Origin of the sequence: Idiomarina piscisalsi, from assembly GCF_003987095.1 — a bacterium.
Taxonomy (GTDB): domain Bacteria; phylum Pseudomonadota; class Gammaproteobacteria; order Enterobacterales; family Alteromonadaceae; genus Idiomarina; species Idiomarina piscisalsi.
On record NZ_PIQA01000016.1, the window covers coordinates 1 to 19,111 of the forward strand.

Annotated in this window: 19 protein-coding genes; 15 read left to right on the forward strand and 4 right to left on the reverse strand. The window is 47.7% G+C overall.

The window, feature by feature from the left end; all coding sequences use genetic code 11:
- From CWI73_RS11915 to envZ, 11 genes are all read left to right on the forward strand, one after another.
- Positions 1-610, forward strand: a 610-nt coding sequence (locus tag CWI73_RS11915) for an IS3 family transposase (protein ID WP_126752993.1), incomplete at its 5' end; no start/stop codon positions are given.
- A gap of 326 nt (positions 611-936) precedes the next feature.
- Positions 937-1,299 (forward strand): DUF6404 family protein, encoded by a 363-nt coding sequence (locus CWI73_RS11925; protein ID WP_126752994.1) that lies wholly within the window; start codon positions 937-939, stop codon positions 1,297-1,299.
- An 89-nt stretch (positions 1,300-1,388) separates the two neighbouring features.
- Positions 1,389-2,288, forward strand: coding sequence for a lipid kinase (locus tag CWI73_RS11930; protein WP_126752995.1), 900 nt, complete (start codon positions 1,389-1,391; stop codon positions 2,286-2,288).
- Between the two features lies 1 nt (position 2,289).
- Positions 2,290-2,730: a ferritin family protein gene (locus CWI73_RS11935; RefSeq protein ID WP_126752996.1), complete on the forward strand. Its 441-nt coding sequence runs from the start codon at positions 2,290-2,292 to the stop codon at positions 2,728-2,730.
- Positions 2,731-2,835: 105 nt separating this feature from the next.
- Positions 2,836-4,020, forward strand: coding sequence for a GGDEF domain-containing protein (locus CWI73_RS11940; RefSeq protein ID WP_126752997.1), 1,185 nt, complete (start codon positions 2,836-2,838; stop codon positions 4,018-4,020).
- Between the two features lie 15 nt (positions 4,021-4,035).
- Positions 4,036-4,695, forward strand: coding sequence for a YoaK family protein (locus CWI73_RS11945; RefSeq protein ID WP_126752998.1), 660 nt, complete (start codon positions 4,036-4,038; stop codon positions 4,693-4,695).
- 156 nt (positions 4,696-4,851) lie between these two features.
- Positions 4,852-5,901 carry a lipoate-protein ligase LplAB gene (locus CWI73_RS11950; protein WP_126752999.1) on the forward strand — a complete coding sequence of 350 codons (1,050 nt, stop codon included), beginning with the start codon at positions 4,852-4,854 and terminating at the stop codon, positions 5,899-5,901.
- Between the two features lie 150 nt (positions 5,902-6,051).
- The gene (locus CWI73_RS11955) at positions 6,052-8,577 is read left to right on the forward strand and encodes an EAL domain-containing protein (RefSeq protein WP_275046258.1); all 2,526 of its coding nucleotides are present in this window, start codon (positions 6,052-6,054) and stop codon (positions 8,575-8,577) included.
- Positions 8,577-8,999: a potassium channel family protein gene (locus CWI73_RS11960; RefSeq protein ID WP_126753001.1), complete on the forward strand. Its 423-nt coding sequence runs from the start codon at positions 8,577-8,579 to the stop codon at positions 8,997-8,999. The genes CWI73_RS11955 and CWI73_RS11960 overlap by 1 nt, the downstream gene beginning before the upstream one ends.
- Before the next feature lie 103 nt (positions 9,000-9,102).
- A complete protein-coding gene (gene ompR / locus CWI73_RS11965) occupies positions 9,103-9,828 on the forward strand; it encodes an osmolarity response regulator transcription factor OmpR (RefSeq protein WP_157980643.1) in 726 nt (241 codons plus the stop codon).
- Positions 9,828-11,153, forward strand: coding sequence for a two-component system sensor histidine kinase EnvZ (gene envZ / locus CWI73_RS11970; protein ID WP_126753002.1), 1,326 nt, complete (start codon positions 9,828-9,830; stop codon positions 11,151-11,153). The genes ompR and envZ overlap by 1 nt, the downstream gene beginning before the upstream one ends.
- Here envZ and sthA read toward each other — a convergent pair.
- Positions 11,134-12,552 (reverse strand): Si-specific NAD(P)(+) transhydrogenase, encoded by a 1,419-nt coding sequence (gene sthA, locus CWI73_RS11975; protein WP_126753017.1) that lies wholly within the window; start codon positions 12,550-12,552, stop codon positions 11,134-11,136. The genes envZ and sthA overlap by 20 nt on opposite strands.
- Positions 12,553-12,678: 126 nt before the next feature.
- Here sthA and nudE point away from each other — a divergent pair, with 126 nt between their 5' ends.
- The gene (gene nudE, locus CWI73_RS11980; RefSeq protein WP_126753003.1) at positions 12,679-13,239 is read left to right on the forward strand and encodes an ADP compounds hydrolase NudE; all 561 of its coding nucleotides are present in this window, start codon (positions 12,679-12,681) and stop codon (positions 13,237-13,239) included.
- Positions 13,232-14,044, forward strand: a complete 813-nt coding sequence (gene cysQ, locus CWI73_RS11985) for a 3'(2'),5'-bisphosphate nucleotidase CysQ (RefSeq protein WP_126753004.1) — start codon at positions 13,232-13,234, stop codon at positions 14,042-14,044. Before nudE ends, cysQ begins: the two co-directional genes overlap by 8 nt.
- Here cysQ and CWI73_RS11990 read toward each other — a convergent pair.
- A complete protein-coding gene (locus CWI73_RS11990) occupies positions 14,016-14,252 on the reverse strand; it encodes a YheU family protein (RefSeq protein ID WP_126753005.1) in 237 nt (78 codons plus the stop codon). The genes cysQ and CWI73_RS11990 overlap by 29 nt on opposite strands.
- Before the next feature lie 12 nt (positions 14,253-14,264).
- Positions 14,265-16,178: an ATP-binding cassette domain-containing protein gene (locus tag CWI73_RS11995; RefSeq protein WP_126753006.1), complete on the reverse strand. Its 1,914-nt coding sequence runs from the start codon at positions 16,176-16,178 to the stop codon at positions 14,265-14,267.
- A gap of 57 nt (positions 16,179-16,235) precedes the next feature.
- Here CWI73_RS11995 and CWI73_RS12000 point away from each other — a divergent pair, with 57 nt between their 5' ends.
- Complete coding sequence (locus tag CWI73_RS12000) at positions 16,236-16,439, forward strand: YheV family putative zinc ribbon protein (protein ID WP_053953135.1); 204 nt, start codon at positions 16,236-16,238, stop codon at positions 16,437-16,439.
- On the opposite strand, the gene queG is transcribed toward CWI73_RS12000, so the two are convergent.
- Positions 16,436-17,563: a tRNA epoxyqueuosine(34) reductase QueG gene (queG, locus tag CWI73_RS12005; protein ID WP_126753007.1), complete on the reverse strand. Its 1,128-nt coding sequence runs from the start codon at positions 17,561-17,563 to the stop codon at positions 16,436-16,438. The genes CWI73_RS12000 and queG overlap by 4 nt on opposite strands.
- A 14-nt stretch (positions 17,564-17,577) precedes the next feature.
- On the opposite strand from queG, the gene CWI73_RS12010 reads away from it, so the two are divergent.
- Complete coding sequence (locus tag CWI73_RS12010; protein WP_126753008.1) at positions 17,578-19,110, forward strand: NAD(P)H-hydrate dehydratase; 1,533 nt, start codon at positions 17,578-17,580, stop codon at positions 19,108-19,110.
- Position 19,111: the final 1 nt, after the last annotated feature.

Consider the following 19,111-nt stretch of genomic DNA (forward strand, 5'->3'; position numbering starts at 1 on the left):
GCTTAAGGCTCAGGTTGGTTACCGTAAGCCTCGTCACCGCAGTGGTGTCTCTCATGTTGTTACGCCCAATAGATTAAACCGGGTGTTCAATACTGAGCAGCCTAATCAGGCATGGGTAACCGATGTCACCTACATTAAAACCCATGAAGGCTGGCTCTACTTAGCGGTGATTGTTGATCTGTTCTCGCGACGAGTGATTGGCTGGTCAATGCAGCAACGAATGACAAAAGAGTTAGTTCTTGATGCGCTACTCATGGCGATATGGCGACGAAAGCCTAAAAAGAAAGTCGTGGTGCACTCCGACCAAGGAAGCCAATATACAAGCCATGACTGGAGCTCATTCCTAAAGAGCAATAATCTGGAAGGCAGCATGAGTCGTCGTGGCAACTGTCATGATAACGCTGTTGCTGAGAGCTTTTTCCAGCTACTTAAACGAGAGCGTATTAAGCGGAAAATATATTCAAACCGAGCTGAAGCTCGTCGAGATGTGTTTGACTACATTGAGATGTTTTACAACTCAAAACGCCGGCACAGTTCCAATGATCAGTTATCGCCGGTAGAGTATGAAAAACGTTTTGAAAAAACGGCTACTGAGTGTCTAGTGAACTAGTGGCGATTCACTACTTCGTCACAAATATTAGTGAATGCTACTTTCGTGTCATGATCAATTCGCGTGCTTAGCATCTCGGTTTTCATAATAAGTACCTTATAATGTGTTGCGTTGTTAGCTATTGTAGCACACTGTGGTACTTTTGAATCGCGAAAGCTGCTATTTGACTTGTTCGCCATAAGACTCCTCCATGAGCTGTTAATGACTGTATTTTAGCCTAAGTAAAAAACGTCTTCTGTCATCAATATCGTATAACTTGCTGTTTTATTGCGTATTTAATTACTTTAGAGTTAGCTATATAAAATACTGAAGTAAAGTCACAAAAAATGTCTTTCGAAGCACGAAAAGAGGCTGCTCTAAAAGAGCTTAAAGAAGCGGGAATTTCGGAAATTAATTCTAAGCCGCCGGCTTTGCTGTTTTTGTGGTGGCTGTGTTTAAAAGCAAGGCCATTCCATTACAACAGCTTTTCACGAAATGCTTTGTTTATGGGCTTAGGCTTCACTGCCTTCTGGGCACCATTATGCTGGTTTTTGCAGCTATACTCTTTCAATATGCCATTGACGCATTTCGTCACTACCGTGGTAGTTGTTGGTTGTGTATTCGGACTTGCTATGGGTATTAATTATAAGTTCACAGCCCGGAAGCATAACTTGTCTGAGTGGGATGAACTTGAAACAAATACTGGTTGAAAAGACTACTAATGATGTGGCAGCGCTTTGAAGCTCCCCAATAAACCGCTTATATTAAAGCCAGCACTTGTTAAAGAGGACCTGAAGCAATGCAGCATGCGTTGTTATTGGTGAACCCGAAAAGCCGCAATGGCCACTCTGAAGAGCTTGATCAAGCAACTGATTTGCTTCAGAGCGCTGGCGTTGAAGTGGACGTGTGCGTTACTGAAAGCCCCTCGGACATGGTGTCCTGTATTGAAAATTACGAGCAGAAAGACGGTGTCATTATTGTCGCAGGGGGCGACGGAACTATTAGTGCAGCGCTGGAGTCGGTGCATAAAACACAGCAAACCCTGGCTATTTTGCCCATGGGCACAGCGAATGACTTGGCGCGCTCCTTGGGTGTGCCGCAGGATATCGTGCCGGCGGCCCAGGTTATTGCTAATAACAAGCGAGAGCGCATTAACCTTGCGAAGGCGAATGACCATTACTTTGTGAACGTGGCTCACATCGGTCTGGGAGTAGAGGTTACGCACGAGCTTACTTCAGACATGAAGAAGTACTTTGGTGTGTTCGCGTATTTGGGAGCTTTTATTAGCGTTATTAAGCGCAATAAAAGCTTCAAGGTGAATATAAAGGCTGACGGCTGCGAGGAATCCTTAAGAGCAATTCACTTGGCGGTGGGTAATGGTCGTTTCTACGGTGGTGGCAATATCGTGGATGAAGATTCAACCCTGCTAGACGGGCAGCTGAACTTGTTTTGTCTGAAGCCGCAGCGCTGGTGGCAGTTGTTATTGCTGGGATTTAATTTGCGAAACGGCAACTTGCGGGTGGCGGAGCGCGTTGTATGTAAAAAAGCGAAGAAAGTCAGTATTAAGACGTCTAAGCCCAAACAGATTCATGCCGACGGTGAACATAAAACAGACACGCCAGCTGACTTTGAGGTGATACCCGAAGCAATAGAGGTTATTGTGGGCGATATGCCACAACCAAATAAGAGCAAAGAATAATATGTCGATATTACGCACAGATGACCAAGCCGATAGTATTGAAATTCTAAAATTGCTTGTTGAGACCAAGGACTACTATCGCGAAATAACGAACGTGTTAGAAGACGGTGAGTTAGCAAATAAGCTGGAAGCCATTGCTAATGAGCGGGAGTCTTTTATTGAACCGTTTCAAAATGTTGTAAAAGATCTGGGTGAGTTGCCGGCTAAACCCGACCCCGACAAAACGTTGATGCAGGTTATTCAAGGTGAGCTGACTAAATTGTTCTCGGTCGATGAGAAAAACGCGATTTTAGATAAGTGCTTGCAGGAAGATGAAGCGTTAGAAACCGCCGTAAAGAACACCAGGCTGGGACAAAAGTCTGCGGAGTATCAAAAGCTGCTTGATGAATTGGCCGAGAACATCAATAACACGAAAAAGATCGTTCAGGCGCTGAAAGGTTAGTGTTTTTGTTCATTAAACGTTAAAAAAGTACTGCAAAACGCTGAAGAAAAGGTCAAAATTAAAATAGTTGGTCAGTAAACGACACCGGTTTAACAGGGAAAGCACTTGTCACAACAACAAAAACGAAGCGACATTCTTTCGCTCACTGGGCAATTCAGTGAAAGAAGCAAAGAGTTAAGATACCGTTATTCTATAGAGTCTAGCGTTAGAGCTGACTCTCGCCTCGCGTTAATTCTGGTGGCAGTCATTTTTGCCATGTTTGGTATTACCGACTACAACTTGTTGGGTTTAACACCAAATTACTATTTACTGTTAGCGATGCGTATTGCGGTAACTGGCTCGTGTTTGGTGTTGGCGTTCGTTATTGGGCAGATTGGCGGGTATGCACAGAGAGCTTGGTTGCATGCGCTTCCGCTTTGGATACTTGCCATAGGCATTATCCTTATTGTGCCGTTGCGGCCAGAGAGTCTTTCTACACAAATAACCGCTATTGTGGTCGCAATAATGGCGTTTTACTTGTTAATTCCTAACTTGTTGACGGTAGCCACACTAGCCAGTCTCTTTTTGAGTATTACTTTTTTAGCCGCCTCTATGCTTTACGCGGGTGTGACCCCAACGGGAGCTATACGCTTGGGACTGTTGTTGGTTATGGCGAATATCGTCGGTTACTCCTCACTAAGGCGTTTAGAGCGCTTGCAGAGAAAACAGTATGCGCTTTTGAACGACGAACGCGCTCAAAACCGAGAGCTGACTCAAGAAATTAAACATCGTAAATCATTAGAAGCGCAACTTCGCATGGTTGCAGAACGCGACACGCTAACTGGTGTCGATAGCCGTAGCCACTTTATGAAGCGAGCCGAAGCTCTGTTACAACGCTCGCGCTTGGAAGAAGCTCCGTTTTGTTTGTTCATGATAGACGTCGATCATTTCAAGAAAATTAATGACACTTGGGGTCACACTCGTGGCGACGTCATTCTGACCAAAATAGCCGCAGTATGTCAGCAGTCACTTCGCCCAACCGACATTATTGGCCGCTTTGGTGGTGAGGAATTTGTTGTCGGTTTGCCCCATACAAGCCCTGCTGATGCCACTGTCGTGGCCGAGCGCTTAAAGCACAATGTCGAAGCACTCTCTTTAGACAACGAATTTAAAGACCTGCAACTGAGCGTGACCATAGGCGTTGCTGTTGCCACTCGGGAAGACGACCTCGATGCACTCATTACCCGCGCCGACAATAGACTCTATGAAGGCAAGCGTGACGGGCGGAATAGGGTCGTGGCGTCATCCTAGAAAGGACAAAAAGCATTGATATCTAAACTGCCTAAATGGATTGAGTACGGGGCGTTTGTGCTGGCCTTTGTTGCCGGGTGCATTAACGCCATTGGTTTGCTTGGTTTTGAGCACCAGGCGGTGTCGCATGTTTCAGGTACTGCTACGTTATTTGGTACTAGCATGCTGGCCAATTCCGTCGGAGATATTGTGCATTTAGCGGGAGTGCTGTTCTCGTTTTTTGTTGGCGCAGGCCTTTCGGGTTTTTTACTTCACGGAACCCGATTAAAGCTCGGCCGGCATTACGATACGGCACTTGCGCTCGAAGCGTTGTTAATCTTTATCTCTTTTTTTCTTCTGTCTAATGGTTCGTATTATGGTCATTTTACCGCGTCTTTCGCCTGCGGTATGCAGAATGCGCTGGCAACCACATACAGTGGCGCCATTGTGCGAACCACCCACCTGACCGGTATATTTACTGACTTAGGCATTATGTTTGGGTCCGTGCTGCGGGGTAAAGCGTTTGACAGACGAAAAGCCATATTATTTGGATTGATTATTATGGGCTTTACTACGGGCGCTTTTTCGGGAGCTTATTTATTTGCACAGTGGCGATTTGAAGCGTTATTAGTGCCAGGCGCTATTTGTTTGCTACTTGCTGTGTGGTACCGAATACATTACCAACGCGTGAGTTAGTGCCAATTTCGTTAGGGTAATAATTTGTTATTGAGCAGTGCTTTTGCGATTAACGCAGCGCGCGCAGAATAACGTCGTCAATAAAGCTTCATTCCAATCATCTGCAATCATCGTTAGAGTAAGACTTCTAATGTAACAACATGAGTAAGGCATACTATGCACGGAGAATATAAAGTCCCCGGCGGCAAGCTGGTGGTTGCAGATGTGAAACAACAGGATGGCAGCCTTTCTGAAGTGAGTATCTCAGGCGACTTTTTTCTTGAACCTGATACGGCTCTTGAAACCATAAATACTGCGTTGATAGGTTTGCCAATTACGGCATCGCACCAGCAGTTAGCAGGCGCTATAAAAGAGGCGTTAGGTGATTCGGCTGTGTTGTTTGGATTCTCTGCAGAAGCGGTGGCAACAGCGGTAAGAAGAGCTTTGGGTAAAGCCAGCAGTTGGCTTGACCATAGTTTTACTGTCATTGAACCTGTCACTTTACCGGCAGCGCATCATGCGGCTTTAGATGAAGTGATTGCTGAATCCGTAGCTAAGGGACAACGAGGGCCAACACTGCGCTTCTGGGACTGGGACGACTCGGTTGTTGTTATTGGCTCCTTTCAATCAGTGAAGAATGAAGTGGACATGGAGGCGGCCAAAGAAGCCGATATCCAGGTTGTGCGACGAGTAACCGGTGGCGGTGCAATGTTTATGGAGCCCGGTAACTGTATCACCTACTCATTGACTGTACCTACCTCACTTGTCGATGGCATGAGTATTGAGAAGTCTTATGAGTTTCTAGATGCTTGGGTATTATCCGCGCTTTCAGAGGTTGGTATTAAGGCGCATTATAAACCGTTGAACGATATTGCTTCGCCTACCGGGAAAATTGGTGGAGCGGCTCAAAAACGCTTTGCTAATGGGGTCGTCGTTCATCATGCGACGTTGGCTTACAACATTGATGCGAATAAGATGCTTCAGGTTTTACGAACAGGTCGTGAAAAACTGTCCGACAAGGGCACTACCAGTGCGAACAAGCGAGTCGATCCAATGCGCAGTCAAACGGGCTTGTCTCGAGATGCCATTATTGAGGCATTTATAAAAGTATTTTGTGGTGCTTACGATACTCACAAAGGCAATTACACCGCAGAGGAACTGGCGTCCGCCAAGCAGTTAGTCGCAACAAAATATGTAACCGAAGACTGGCTCTACAAAGTACCTTGATTGACTTACATCAACCCTTTTTATAGGCCGCTGAACGCTGACTTAACAAGTTGTTGCCTAGCGACTGAAAAAAGTTATAAGGTATGTTGAAATAATGCGAAGGCATACGGACTTACATTGCGCTTTTTAACGTACTTTTTACTGTCACTCTTGACCTTTTGTTCGGTAGCGTACGCTAATAACGCTACTTTGCGAGTGGGCGTATATCACAATCCCCCGAAGCTCATGCTTGATGAAAGTGGTGAGTTAAGCGGTATACACGGTGACTTGCTGACGCTTATTGCGGAGCGAGAGGGTTGGTCACTGGTGCCCGTAGAGTGTGTTTGGGAAAAGTGTCTGAATCAGCTCGACGATGGTCGTATCGATATATTACCTGATATTGTGAAAACAACCGATCGTAGCCGGCTGTTTGCTTTTCATGACGAACCGTCGCTACTCAGTTGGTCACAATTGTATGCCGCAGCGGGGGCAGATATTACAAGTTTGCTTGATTTAGACGGTAAGAAAGTTGCCGTTTTGAGTGAATCGATAGAAGAAGCTTACCTAAAAGACGTTATTTTTAATTTTGACCTCAATACGACCTTAATAGCCGTTAGTACCTATACCGCTGGATTTGACGCGGTTAGTGAAGGACGTGCCGACGCTGTTGCGACTAACCAGTTTTTGGGAAATAGGCAGGTTGAGCGTCGACATATTGATATGACGCCTATCATGTTTTTGCCTAACAAGCTTTATTTCAGCGCTAAGCTCGGCAAGAATGAGGATGTTTTAGCAGCAATTGACGCGCAGTTATTGCAATTAAAAGCGGATAAATCTTCTGCGTATTTTCAAATTATTAAAAATTGGACATCTCAGCCATCGATTCACGATATTCCCGGTTTCGTTTGGTGGTTGTTGGCTGCTTTGGTAGCGCTGGGGCTACTGGGTTTCTTGTTTATTTATATATTGCGCCAGCAAGTTAGCGCAAAGACCCAGGCGTTAAACAGCAGTCGAGAGCGGTTGAAAGTTATATTGGATAGTGTCGATGCGTCGATTTATATCAAGGACACGACGCTTCGATATCAATATGCAAACCAAAAAGCACAAGAGTTTCTTGGTGTCACAGAAGAAGATTTACTCAATAAAACGGACTTTGATGTCTTTGACGAAGCAACTGCGGAGTCTATTCGTAAGCAAGACCAACGCGTCCTAGATACGCAGCAGCGCATTGCGAAAGGTGAAACAAATTACCTACCCGGAGACGAAACGCCTCATCATTTTTGGTCAGTCAAAGTTCCTCTCTATGAAAGTAAGGGCGAACTGAGTGGACTCTGTGGTATTTCCAGTGACGTGTCTGATTACACCCATATGAAAAAAGAGCTGGAGTCATTGGCTTATTTTGATCCGTTGACGGGGCTTGCAAATCGCCGTTTTATGATGGAGCAAATTTCGAGAGGGTTTAAACAGTTTAAGGGAGACGGTACCGACGCGGCGTTAATTCTTCTAAATATTGATCACTTTAAACAAATAAATGACAGGTACGGACATGCGGTAGGAGATGAATTATTAACTCAGTTTGGTCAACGACTAGAAAAGGAGCTTCGGCAAAAAGATGATGCGGGTCGCTTAAGTGCTGATGAGTTCATGGTGTTTTTGGAGCAGCCAAGAGCGAATGCTGAACTGCTGGCGAATGATTTGCGTGAACGCTTGAATGTTTTACTGGATAAGTTGACAAAACCATACTCTATTGGTGGTCATCTCGAGACTGTTTCTGTGAGCATGGGAATTGCGTTGCTGTCTGATGTTCAGTCAGAAAAAGAAATTCTGCAGGCTATCGACTTAGCTTTAGTGCAGGCAAAGCAAGCGAACGGCCCTCACTTGCAGTTTTTTAATAGCGATTTACAGCAGCGCTTTGCTCGTCAGCAAAAGGTTTTAATGGCGTTAGTTCGGGCCATATCAACAGATATGTTGACCATGCACTATCAACCTCAATATAGCCTGAAATATGGCAGCTCAGACATGATGTGTGTGGGATATGAGTCTTTGATACGCTGGCACGACAGCGAACTGGGTTGGGTTTCTCCTGGTGAATTTATTCCGTTGGCTGAAGCAGAAGGGCTGATGCCGGATATCCATCGTATAGTACTGCGCAATGTGTTGGCTGATGTAAGAGAGTTACAAAAGTTGCACGACGAGCCTATACGCGTTGCGATAAATATTAGCGCCAGCCAGTTCAAAGATGAAAGATTCGTGGATGATATAAAAGCCTTACTGGCTATGTCAGGTGTTTCCGGATCAGCAATTGACATTGAAATAACGGAAAGCCTTCTTATTGAAAATATTGAGCATACTGTCGACGTCATGTCGCAACTGCAACACTTAGGTTTCAGCTTTTCTCTTGATGACTTTGGTACCGGCTATGCCTCGCTGGGCTACTTGCAACGACTACCACTGAACCGCCTGAAAATTGATCAGTCTTTTGTGCATGAACTTCCCGGAAACTATAACGACATTGCTATTGTTAAAACTATTCTAGCCTTAGGTAAAAGTTTGGAAATGGACGTTATTGCAGAGGGTATTGAAACGAAAGAACAGTTGGATACTTTAACCGCGTTGGGTTGTCATCAGTATCAGGGGTATTATTTCGCCAAGCCTATGTCATTAGCGAACCTACAACGATTAAAAGGCGATACTTAATGTTGTTGTCGTTTATTTGTAATGCCTTAATAGTTGGCTTGGCCGTGGTTTTCCACTACGAAGCTTTGAATCGCATTGGCTGGTTGATTAGCCATTTACACATGTTTAGCCAAATACGATTAATGTTTGGAGTGGTTTTAGCCATTATTGCTCATACGGCAGAGGTTGCGATATTTGCAGTGGGTTATTATGCGATGCATCACCATGCCAACTTTGGTTATCTCACCGGAAACTTCGATGGAAGCTTTCTCGATGCGCTGTATTTTTCCTTTACCGTTTTTACGACTGTCGGGTTTGGTGATATCGAACCTGTAGGTATGCTTCGCTTTTTAACTGGGGTTGAGGGCTTGACAGGCCTTGTTCTTATTACCTGGACGGCATCATTCCTTTACGTTGAAATGCAGCGCTATTGGCGTCGATAAGAAAAGCGACAACTGAAACATTTGTTAACAGAAGCTGGCTTCTCTCGGTATGTAAAGCGGTGTATCTTTATGGGTAGGCATGGCAGCTTGAGATACTAAAATTATGATGCAGGAAACATTAAAAGTTCTGGTAGTTGATGACGACGCACGGCTTCGTAGCTTGTTGGAGCGCTATTTAACGGAGCAAAACTTTATCGTTCGCGTTGCGCAGGACTCTGACCAGATGGACCGTTTACTGACGCGTGAAAACTTCCATTTGATGGTGCTTGACCTCATGCTGCCCGGAGAGGATGGCCTTTCTATTTGTAAGCGTTTGCGTAACGAAGGTAATAATATTCCCGTCATTATGCTGACAGCCAAAGGCGACGAAGTTGATCGCATTATTGGTTTGGAATTGGGAGCGGATGACTACCTTGCTAAGCCCTTTAACCCGCGTGAATTATTAGCACGTATTCGAGCAGTATTGCGCCGTCGTGGCTCAGAGGCCCCTGGCGCTCCGTCGCAGGAAGATCAAGAAGTCGAGTTTGGTGAGTTTCGACTTAACCTGGGCACTCGCGAAATGTTTCATGGCGATACACCCATGCCGCTGACCAGTGGTGAATTCGCGGTACTTAAAGCCTTAGTGACTCATGCCCGCCAGCCGTTGTCTCGTGACAAACTCATGCACTTGGCGCGCGGCCGTGACTACAGCGCCCTTGAGCGTTCTATCGATGTGCAGGTATCACGCCTACGCCGCATGTTAGAAGAAGACCCGACTAAGCCACGCTATATTCAAACGGTGTGGGGACTGGGCTATGTCTTTGTTCCTGACGGTCAACTGAAAAGCTAATGAAGCTGTTTCCAAAGTCAGCGTTTGCCAGAACGGTTGCGCTGCTTGCACTAATTTTGCTGATAAACCAGGTCGTTTCTTACGTCATGGTCAGCAACTATGTGGTTAAGCCTTCCATTGAGCAAATTAACGAACTTGTTGCCAAGCATATTCGAACTATGTTTATTCCTCGCCAGCACTCGCCTGAAACCGAGCGCGAGCTTATCGAGCGTTACCGCGAAGAAACAGGTATTGAGATATTCAATGATTCGCAAGCCAGAGAAAATGGTCTGATTAACTCAACCTATTACGGTTATTTGTCAGACGATATGAGCTTGATGTTAGGCGGCGAAGCTATTGTGCGCGTATCTCAGGGCAATGAGTTTTTTATCTGGGTGAAGCCGCCAAAAGCTCCGGACTTTTGGATACGAGTGCCTTTAGAAAGTATGCAAAAAGGGCAGTTTTCACCACTAATTATGTATTTGCTGCTTATTGGCGTGTCGAGCGTTTTAGGGGGAATGCTGTTTGCGAACTGGTTAAACCGGCCGTTAAAAGCACTGGAAGAGTCGGCACGTAAAGTTGGTAGAGGCGAGTTTCCTGAACAGCTACAAGAGAAAGGCGCTAGCGAAGTGATGGCTGTGACCCGGGCGTTTAACCATATGTCAAAAGGCATTCGTGAGCTGGAAAACGATCGCAACCTTCTGATGGCGGGGGTTTCCCACGATTTACGCACACCGCTGACACGCATTCGATTGGCGGCAGAAATGATGCCCGAAGACGATACGCTGGCACAGGGCATTGTTGAAGACATCGATGATATGAACGACATTATCGATCAGTTCATTGACTATGTTCGCCTCGACCAACAAGAGAAAAGCAGCCGAGAGTCATTGAATGAGCTGATAGAGCAAACCGTTGCCAATGTACCTGACAGTTGGGAAAAGCATTTTGAGCTGGCGTTGGGTAATTTACCCTTAGTTTGGCTGCGGCCTTTGTCTATGAAGCGCGTCATTGTGAACTTACTGGAAAACGCAGAACGTTACGGTAAGCAAAACGTATTAGTCAGCTCCGGATACAATAAAAAGCAAAAAAGTGTATGGTTTAGTGTCAGCGATGATGGCCCTGGCATTCCCGAAGAGCAACAAGCGAAGTTATTTCAGCCCTTTATGCAGGGCGATAAAGCTCGCGGTGGTGTGGGTTCTGGGCTGGGCTTGGCAATTATTAAGCGTATTGTTGACCGTCACGATGGTTGTATAACATTAAAAAACCGCCCGGAAGGCGGTTTGTGTGTACGTATTGAGCTACCTTTGCAGGCAGTACCAAAAATTACAAAGCAAGCCGGTTAATACCATTCAAGGCAGCCACTCGATACGCTTCTGCCATGGTTGGGTAGTTAAATGTGGTATTCACAAAGTAGTCGATGGTGTTGCCGCCGTTTTTCTGCTCCATAATGGCTTGACCAATGTGAACAATTTCCGATGCTCGTTCACCAAAGCAGTGCAGCCCCAATAACTCACGAGTCTCACGATGAAAGAGTAGCTTCAGGCAACCGACGTCAGCTCCGGAGATTTGCGCACGAGCCAGGTGTTTGAATTGAGCCCGACCGACTTCATAAGGCACTTTCATTTCTGTTAATTCTTCTTCGGTTTTACCGACTGAGCTAATTTCAGGAATGGTGTAAATGCCCGTGGGTATATCACTGACTAAGGCTTTGTCGCTTTCGCCATTAATAATTGCGGATGCACAAATACGGCCTTGATCATAAGCCGCGCTGGCTAAGCTTGGGTAACCAATAATGTCGCCCACGGCATAAAGGTTGTCGACCGCGGTTTGGTAGTTTTCATCCACTTCCAGCTGGCCACGGTAGTTCGGTTCAAGCCCTACAACGTCGCAGTTTAAATTTTCAATATTACCGGAGCGGCCGTTGGCAAAGAGCAAGCAGTCTGCGGCCATGGTTTTACCTGATTTGGTTTTCAGTACGACCTTGTCGTCGTAGCCGGTAATGCTTTCATACTCTTCGTTATGGCGAATAACGACGCCGCTGTTACGCAAGTGATAACTTAGCGCGTCGGATATCTCCGCATCTAAGAACGAAAGTAGTCGGTCGCGTTGGTTTATCAGGTCGACTTTAACGCCCATGCCGCGGAAAATACTGGCGTACTCACTACCGACAACACCGGCACCATAGATTAAAATGGTTTTTGGTTCGTGCGACAGTGACAAGACTTTGTCAGAGTCATAAATACGTGGGTGATCAAAGTCGATATCTGCCGGGTGATAGGGGCGCGAGCCTGACGCAATAACCACGTGCTGCGTAATAAGGTCGTCGACGGAGCCGTCGAGCTTAGTCACACGAATACGGTTTTTGTCTAAAAATGACGCCGTACCGTGTACAACAGTAACCCCGTTACGGTCATAAAAAGAGCTGCGCAATTTCACTTGCTTGCGAATAACAGACTCTGCGTAGTGCAGAATATGACTAAAGGTCATGCCGCTTTGCCAGCCCGGGCCTGAGAACAGTGGGTTATTGTTGTATTCAATGAGCCGGCTAACCGAGTGACGCAATGCTTTAGAAGGAATGGTTCCCCAGTGAGTACAGCCGCCGCCCAGCGCTTTATGACGCTCGACAATGGCGACGTTATAACCACTTTTGGCAAGTTGCATTGCGGCGCCTTCACCGCCGGGCCCCGTACCTATTACAACAACATCAAATTCAGTTTCCGTCTCGGGTTTTTGGCCTGTCATAATGCTCACTTCTATATTCGCTACAATGGCTTGAATACTAGCACTCATTCTAAAAACCGTAAATTCAGACTGTTTTCTGTACGCAGAGTCGTTATAGTAAAGAGAGACAATGACTTGGATGGTTGTATGACAAAAAAACAAGTCCCTCAAATTTTATCCCGTCGCGTGGTGGCGCAAAGTCGGCTGCTGCGCATTGAAGCGGTCGATTTAAAATTCAGTAATGGCGAACAGCGTCAGTTTGAACGCATGAAAGGCAGCGGTCGTGGTGCCGTTATGATTGTGCCTTGTCTCGACGAAAATACGTTGTTGCTTATTCGTGAATACGCAGCTGGCTCACACGATTACCAACTGGGCTTCCCAAAAGGGCTGATTGACCCGGGAGAAACGCCGGAAGAAGCGGCGCAGCGAGAGTTAAAAGAAGAAGTGGGCTATGGTAGCCATAATCTGGAGTTTTTAACGGAAGTATCGATGGCCCCGCAGTTTTTCTCAGCAAAAATGTATATATTCGTGGCAACCGACCTTTATCCTGAAAGTTTGCCCGGCGATGAGCCGGAGCCCTTGGAAAAAGTCACCTGGGCGGTAGATGACGCAGACAACTTATTAACTCAGCCGGATTTTACTGAAGCTCGAAGTGTGGCAGCACTATTAATGCTACTGAGAAAGCGAGGGCAATCAGCCAATGCTTGAGACACTCAAAGCTATCGCGAAAGAAGCCGGCGATGTCATCATGACCATGTATGAACGCCGTGACTACAAAACCTCGGAAAAACACGATGATTCCCCGGTGACGACTGCGGATATCATCGCCAGTGAACTGATTGAAGACCGGTTAAAGCAGCATTTTCCTCATATTCCGGTGTTGTCGGAGGAAAGTGACCACGAGAATTACAACGAACGGCGCAAATGGTCGTCGTATTTTCTCATCGACCCTATCGACGGTACGCAAGAGTTCATTGCACGCTCTGGTGATTTCGCCGTTAACATTGCTTACGTGTCTAATAATGAGCCTGAAATGGGCGTCATTTTTTGGCCGGTTGGCGAGGCAATCTATTACGCAGAAAAAGGCCGGGGCGCTTATAAAGAAGATGCTGTCGAGAGGCAGAAAATTTCGGTGCGTCAGCTGCAAAACCCGAAGTCTGACCCGTTGATTATTGCGATAAGTCGCCGTCAGGCACGGGAACCGGTGTTAAGCCGTATGCAAACTCAACGCGATATTCAGCCCCTACCAACAGGCAGCTGTTCTTTAAAGTCGTGCTTTATTGCTGAAGGCAAAGCCGATTGCTTTTTACGACTAGGGCCGACGGGAGAGTGGGACACAGCCGCCTCGCAAGTGATTGTTAGTGAGGCGGGAGGTCGTATTGTAAATGAGAACTTTGAGCCGATAACTTACAACCGGACGGTCAGTTTGCTGAACCCAAACTTTTTAGTATTGGGTGACCAAAATGTTCCCTGGGAAGAGGTGTTTATTGCTCGTCGTCCGCGTTTCCGGTGACGCTGTCTTTCGGTACTACGTCAACGCTTTCGTGTAGCTCTGAGAAGACAATGACGGCTTCACCGCTTTTCACTTGCTCTCTGAGTTGCTCGACCTTGGTGTCAAATGACACCTCCTGCGAGCCGTAGTCGGTGCCTTCACGCAGCACCACGGACTCAAGCAGGTTGTTCAAGGTTTCAGTGTCCACTTCTTGCCATGGAATAATCATAAGTACTCCCGTTTAGTCGTTCTCTGACTGAAGCTCTTCGGTCAACTCGGCCAGTGACTCTTCTGCTTCCATCCAGGTTTCTTCTAATTCACTCAGCTCTTTTTGTGCCGCCGTTTGTTTGTCTAACAACGCCTGTAAGTCGGCTTTTCGGTCGTCGTTGTACAAACTGTTATCGGACAGCTGGTCATGCAGATCAGCTAACTCGTTTTCTAAGATCTGTATGCGCTTTTCGGCTTTTTCAATGGTCTGGCGCAGGGGCTTAGTTTTTTGGCGCATTTCCGCTTCTTTGCGCTTTTGTTCTTTGCGGTTATCGCGCTGACGACTAGGCGCTGTTTGCTCTGAGCGTTTGTCACTGGCGGCACGCTCCTGCAACCAGGCATGATAGGCATCCAAGTCGCCATCGAAGGTCTCCGCCTTTTTATCGGCCACCAGACAAAACTCATCGACCGTCGTGCGTAGCAGGTGACGATCGTGCGACACCACAATTAAAGCGCCTTCGTATTCCTGTAAGGCCGCAACCAGAGCGTCGCGAAGTCCTAAATCTAAATGGTTGGTAGGCTCATCGAGCAGCAATAAATTAGGTCGCTGATAAATAATGAGCGCCAACGCTAAACGCGCTTTTTCACCCCCGGACATAGGCTCAACCGAGCGTGTTGCATGGTCACCGGAAAACCCGAAACCACCCAAAAAGTCCCGTAGTTTTTGTTCGCTGGCGGTGCTGTCCATACGTTGCAAATGCAACAGCGCCGATGCTGACATATCCAGAGTTTCGAGCTGATGCTGTGCAAAATAACCAATACGCAAGCCCGGGTTCGCAATACGTTCGCCGGCCATGGGCTCAAGCTCTCCGGCAAGGAGTTTAATTAAGGTCGACTTACCCGCACCATTACGGCCAAGCAGTCCTAAGCGCGTGCCCGGCACCAAGTTCAGCTTAATATGTTCCAGAATGGTGGTGTCGCCGTAACCGGCTTTTGCATCGCGGAGTGTCAGTAATGGGTTCGGCAGCTTTTCCGGCTCTAAAAAGTGAAAGTCGACACCGCTTTCAGCACGAAGAGGCGCCTGCGTTGGTAATTTTTCAATAGCTTTCAAACGACTTTGTGCTTGTTTAGCTTTGCTGGCTTTATAGCGAAAACGGTCAACGTACTTTTGCAAGTGCTGGCGCATGACCTGCGCTTTCTCAAATTCACTTTGCTGCTGGGCTAAATGCTCAGCGCGCTGGCGTTCAAATTGAGAGTAGTTGCCTTTATAGGTATTCAGCTTGTTATGTTCAATGTGCACAATATCCGTGGTGACAGAGTCGAGAAAGTCACGGTCGTGCGAAATAAGAATCAGCGTTCCTTCGTACTGTTTCAGCCAACCTTCCAGCCAGAATATCGCATCGACGTCGAGGTGGTTGGTTGGCTCATCGAGCAGCATTAAATCAGCGCGGGCTATCAGTGCTTGCGCCAGGTTTAAACGCATACGCCAGCCACCGGAAAAGGCTTTCACTGGTTGTTGCAGTTGTGATTGAGTAAATCCCAGCCCGGCCATAAGCGACGCTGTGCGAGCTTGTATATCGTAAGCGCCAATAGCCGCCAGTTTATCGTGGCAGTGCGCAATTTTTTCGCCATTGTTTGAAGCTTCTGCCGCTGTCAGCTGCTCTTCCAGCGCTCGAAATTCTGTGTCGCCGTCCATGACATAATCAATTGCAGACTTGTCGAGTGCAGGGGTATCCTGAGCAACGCTGGCTATGCGCCATTCTGCGGGTACGTGTAAGTCGCCCGTGTCGGCATGTAGCTCCCCCCGCAACATTGAAAACAGTGACGACTTACCGCAGCCGTTGCGGCCCACCAGACCCACTTTGTGGCCGGGGAAAACTTGTAAGTCACTGTCCTCAAATAAAACATCGCCACCACGCATTAGGCTGATGCTTTGCGCTCGAATCATAAATCACTCTGCGTTATCATTAGTTACGTTGCAGCCAATTCTAACACAGGAGTTGTCGTGGCTAGACAAAAGAAACGATTTATCGCTGGCGCAGTGTGCCCCAAATGTGAGGCCATGGACACGCTCATGTTGTTTATCGAAAACGATATTGAGCAGGTGGAATGCGTGCAGTGCAAGCACCGCTTTAGTGAACCTAAAGAGCAGGGTGGTGGCAGTGAGCGCCAGTTTGATCAGGTCATTGGTGTTTTCAAACCCGACTAGGCGTCGCGGGGTAGGCCTTTTTCTACCGCACGCACTAATCGTTTCAGCTGTTTGGTAACCTCTGCAACACCGGTGCGCTGACGCTCCAGTGCCCAGTCGATGTGCTCTCGTACCATATCGGTTACGCCTTCGGTTTTATTCTCTAGCGCTTCTATAATGGCGGCATCTGATGGCGCGTTGCCTAAAGCCACGGCCAGGTTCCGCAACCAACACTCGTAGCCTATGCGACGAATGGGGGAGCCTTGTAAATTGTCCAGAAACTGCTGTTCGGTCCAGGTCCAAAGCTCGAGTAACTGTGGCGAGTGCAGTTCTTGTCTGGGGCTAAAGTCGTTCTCGTCGGTGAGTTGGGCGTAGCGGTTCCACGGGCAAATGAGCTGACAGTCGTCACAGCCGTAAATACGATTACCAATAAGCGGGCGAAACTCTTCAGGAATGGCGCCGCGCAGCTCAATGGTTAAATAAGAAATACAACGCCGTGCGTCCAGCTCATAGGGAGCGACAATGGCTTGAGTCGGACAGATGGTCATACAAGCGGTGCAGCTGCCGCAACCTTCCTCAACAGGCTCATCGACCGGTAGTGGTAGGTTAATCAACAGCTCACCTAAGAAAAACCAGGAGCCACTGTCTTTGTCTAAAATAAGGGTGTGTTTACCGGTCCAGCCTAGCCCGGCCTTTTCCGCTAGCGGTCTTTCCATAATGGGGGCTGAGTCAACAAAGGGGCGAAAATCGGTACCGTCAAATTCAGACTGTATTCGGTCACCCAGTTGTTTTAAGCGTTTACGCATGAGTTTGTGGTAGTCCCGCCCTAATGCATAACGGGAAATATAGCCTTTGCTGCCATCTTTTAGCGTCTTTGCAAAGCCGGCTTCAACGGGCAGGTAGTTCATACGCACGGAAATCGCCCTGACCGACCCGGGGTGTAACTCTGCCGGACGCGCCCGCAGCATGCCATGGCGCTCCATAAAGTCCATTTCACCGTGATAGCCATTGTCCAGCCACTGCTGTAAAGTGGCTTCATGTTTACTAAGATCTAAATCAGTAATGCCCACTTTTTGAAAACCCAGCTCGGCGCCCCAACGCTTAATATCATCGGCCAGCTGTTGATAGTTAATGGAATTGGACATGGTCAGGAGTAGCTATGACGGCAATTGATAACGTCAGTTTAGCACAACGCGTGTACACCGTGGAACAGGTACAAAAAGGCGAAAAGCCAGCGGCTGAAGCGTGCTCAATAAGCATGATGCAACTGATGTCTGCTGCCGGGGCGGCTGTGTTTAAACACTTACAGCAGGACGTAAAAGCACCGGCGAAAATAGCGGTATGCTGTGGTGAAGGAAACAATGGCGGCGATGGTTACATTATTGCTCGGCTGGCGCAGGAAGCCGGGTATCAGGTAGACGTATTCGCCCTGTCACCGAACAAGAATATCTCGTCCAAAACGGACAATAATGCGGAGCGCGCACGTTTGGCCTGGCGTGACAGTGGAGGTCAGGAAAAGTCGGTTAATGATTGTGAACCGCAGCGTTACGATATAGTTGTCGATGCGCTTTTCGGAGTTGACCTTAACCGCGCCCTGGAAGGCGCTGCGGCTGCGCTTGTCCAGACCTTAAATGAGGCTTCCGCCAAGGTTCTGGCGGTGGATGTCCCTTCAGGTCTGAATGCGGATACGGGCTCAGTGCCGGGAGTCGCCGCTCACGCCTACAAAACGGTGTGCTTAGTTGCCCATAAGCGAGGGTTGTTAACGGGTAAAGCAAAGAACCATGTCGGGCAGTTAGTGCTGGAAGACTTGGGTATTGGGGATGCGTTTGCGAAACAAAACAAAGCCACCTATGTGAGAGTGACGACAGAGCACATTCAAAATTGGCTGCCACGAAGACAGCCCTGTGAACACAAGGGCGATAATGGTCATGTCCTTATTGTTGGTGGTCAGCCGGGCATGTCTGGGGCTGTTGTGCTGGCAATGCAAGCGGCACTGCGCTGCGGTGCCGGTAAGGTGTCGGTGGCCTGCCACCCTGAGGTTCAGGCGATGGTTGCTGCTGCCCAACCTGAAGCTATGGTGCGCGCCGTAAGCTCTCAGAAAGACTTACAGGCAATGATGGAGCAGGCGAACGTTATAGCCTTAGGCCCGGGACTTGGGCAAAGTGATTGGTCGCGAGAGGCTTTCAGCTGGGTGGCAGACCATTGCATTAACACTAACAAAGCTTGGGTTATTGATGCCGACGGGCTGAATATTTTGGCCGCTCGTGAGCAAAAAGAAAGGCTTGGCCCGCGAGTGATATTGACCCCGCATCCAGGTGAAGCCGCTCGATTATTAAATATTGATTCAAATAAGGTAGAATCTGACCGCTTTTCGGCATTAAATGCGCTGCGTGATAACTACGAAGCGCAAATTTTATTAAAAGGCGCCGGTTCGCTAGTGACCAGCGACGCAGGGCAGTTTATTCTGGATGCCGGCAGTCCGGCAATGGCCAGTGGTGGTATGGGCGACTTGCTGACTGGTCTGGTAAGCGGCTTAGTTGCACAAGGTATGCCTGAAACCGAAGCCGTAGTTGCGGCAGGTATATGGCATGGCAGAGCCGGAGAATTAGCGGGCAACGAAGGTGAACGGGGAACCTTAGCTTCAGATTTGTTGCCATACATACGTCAATTAGTGAATGGAAAAATAACGTAAA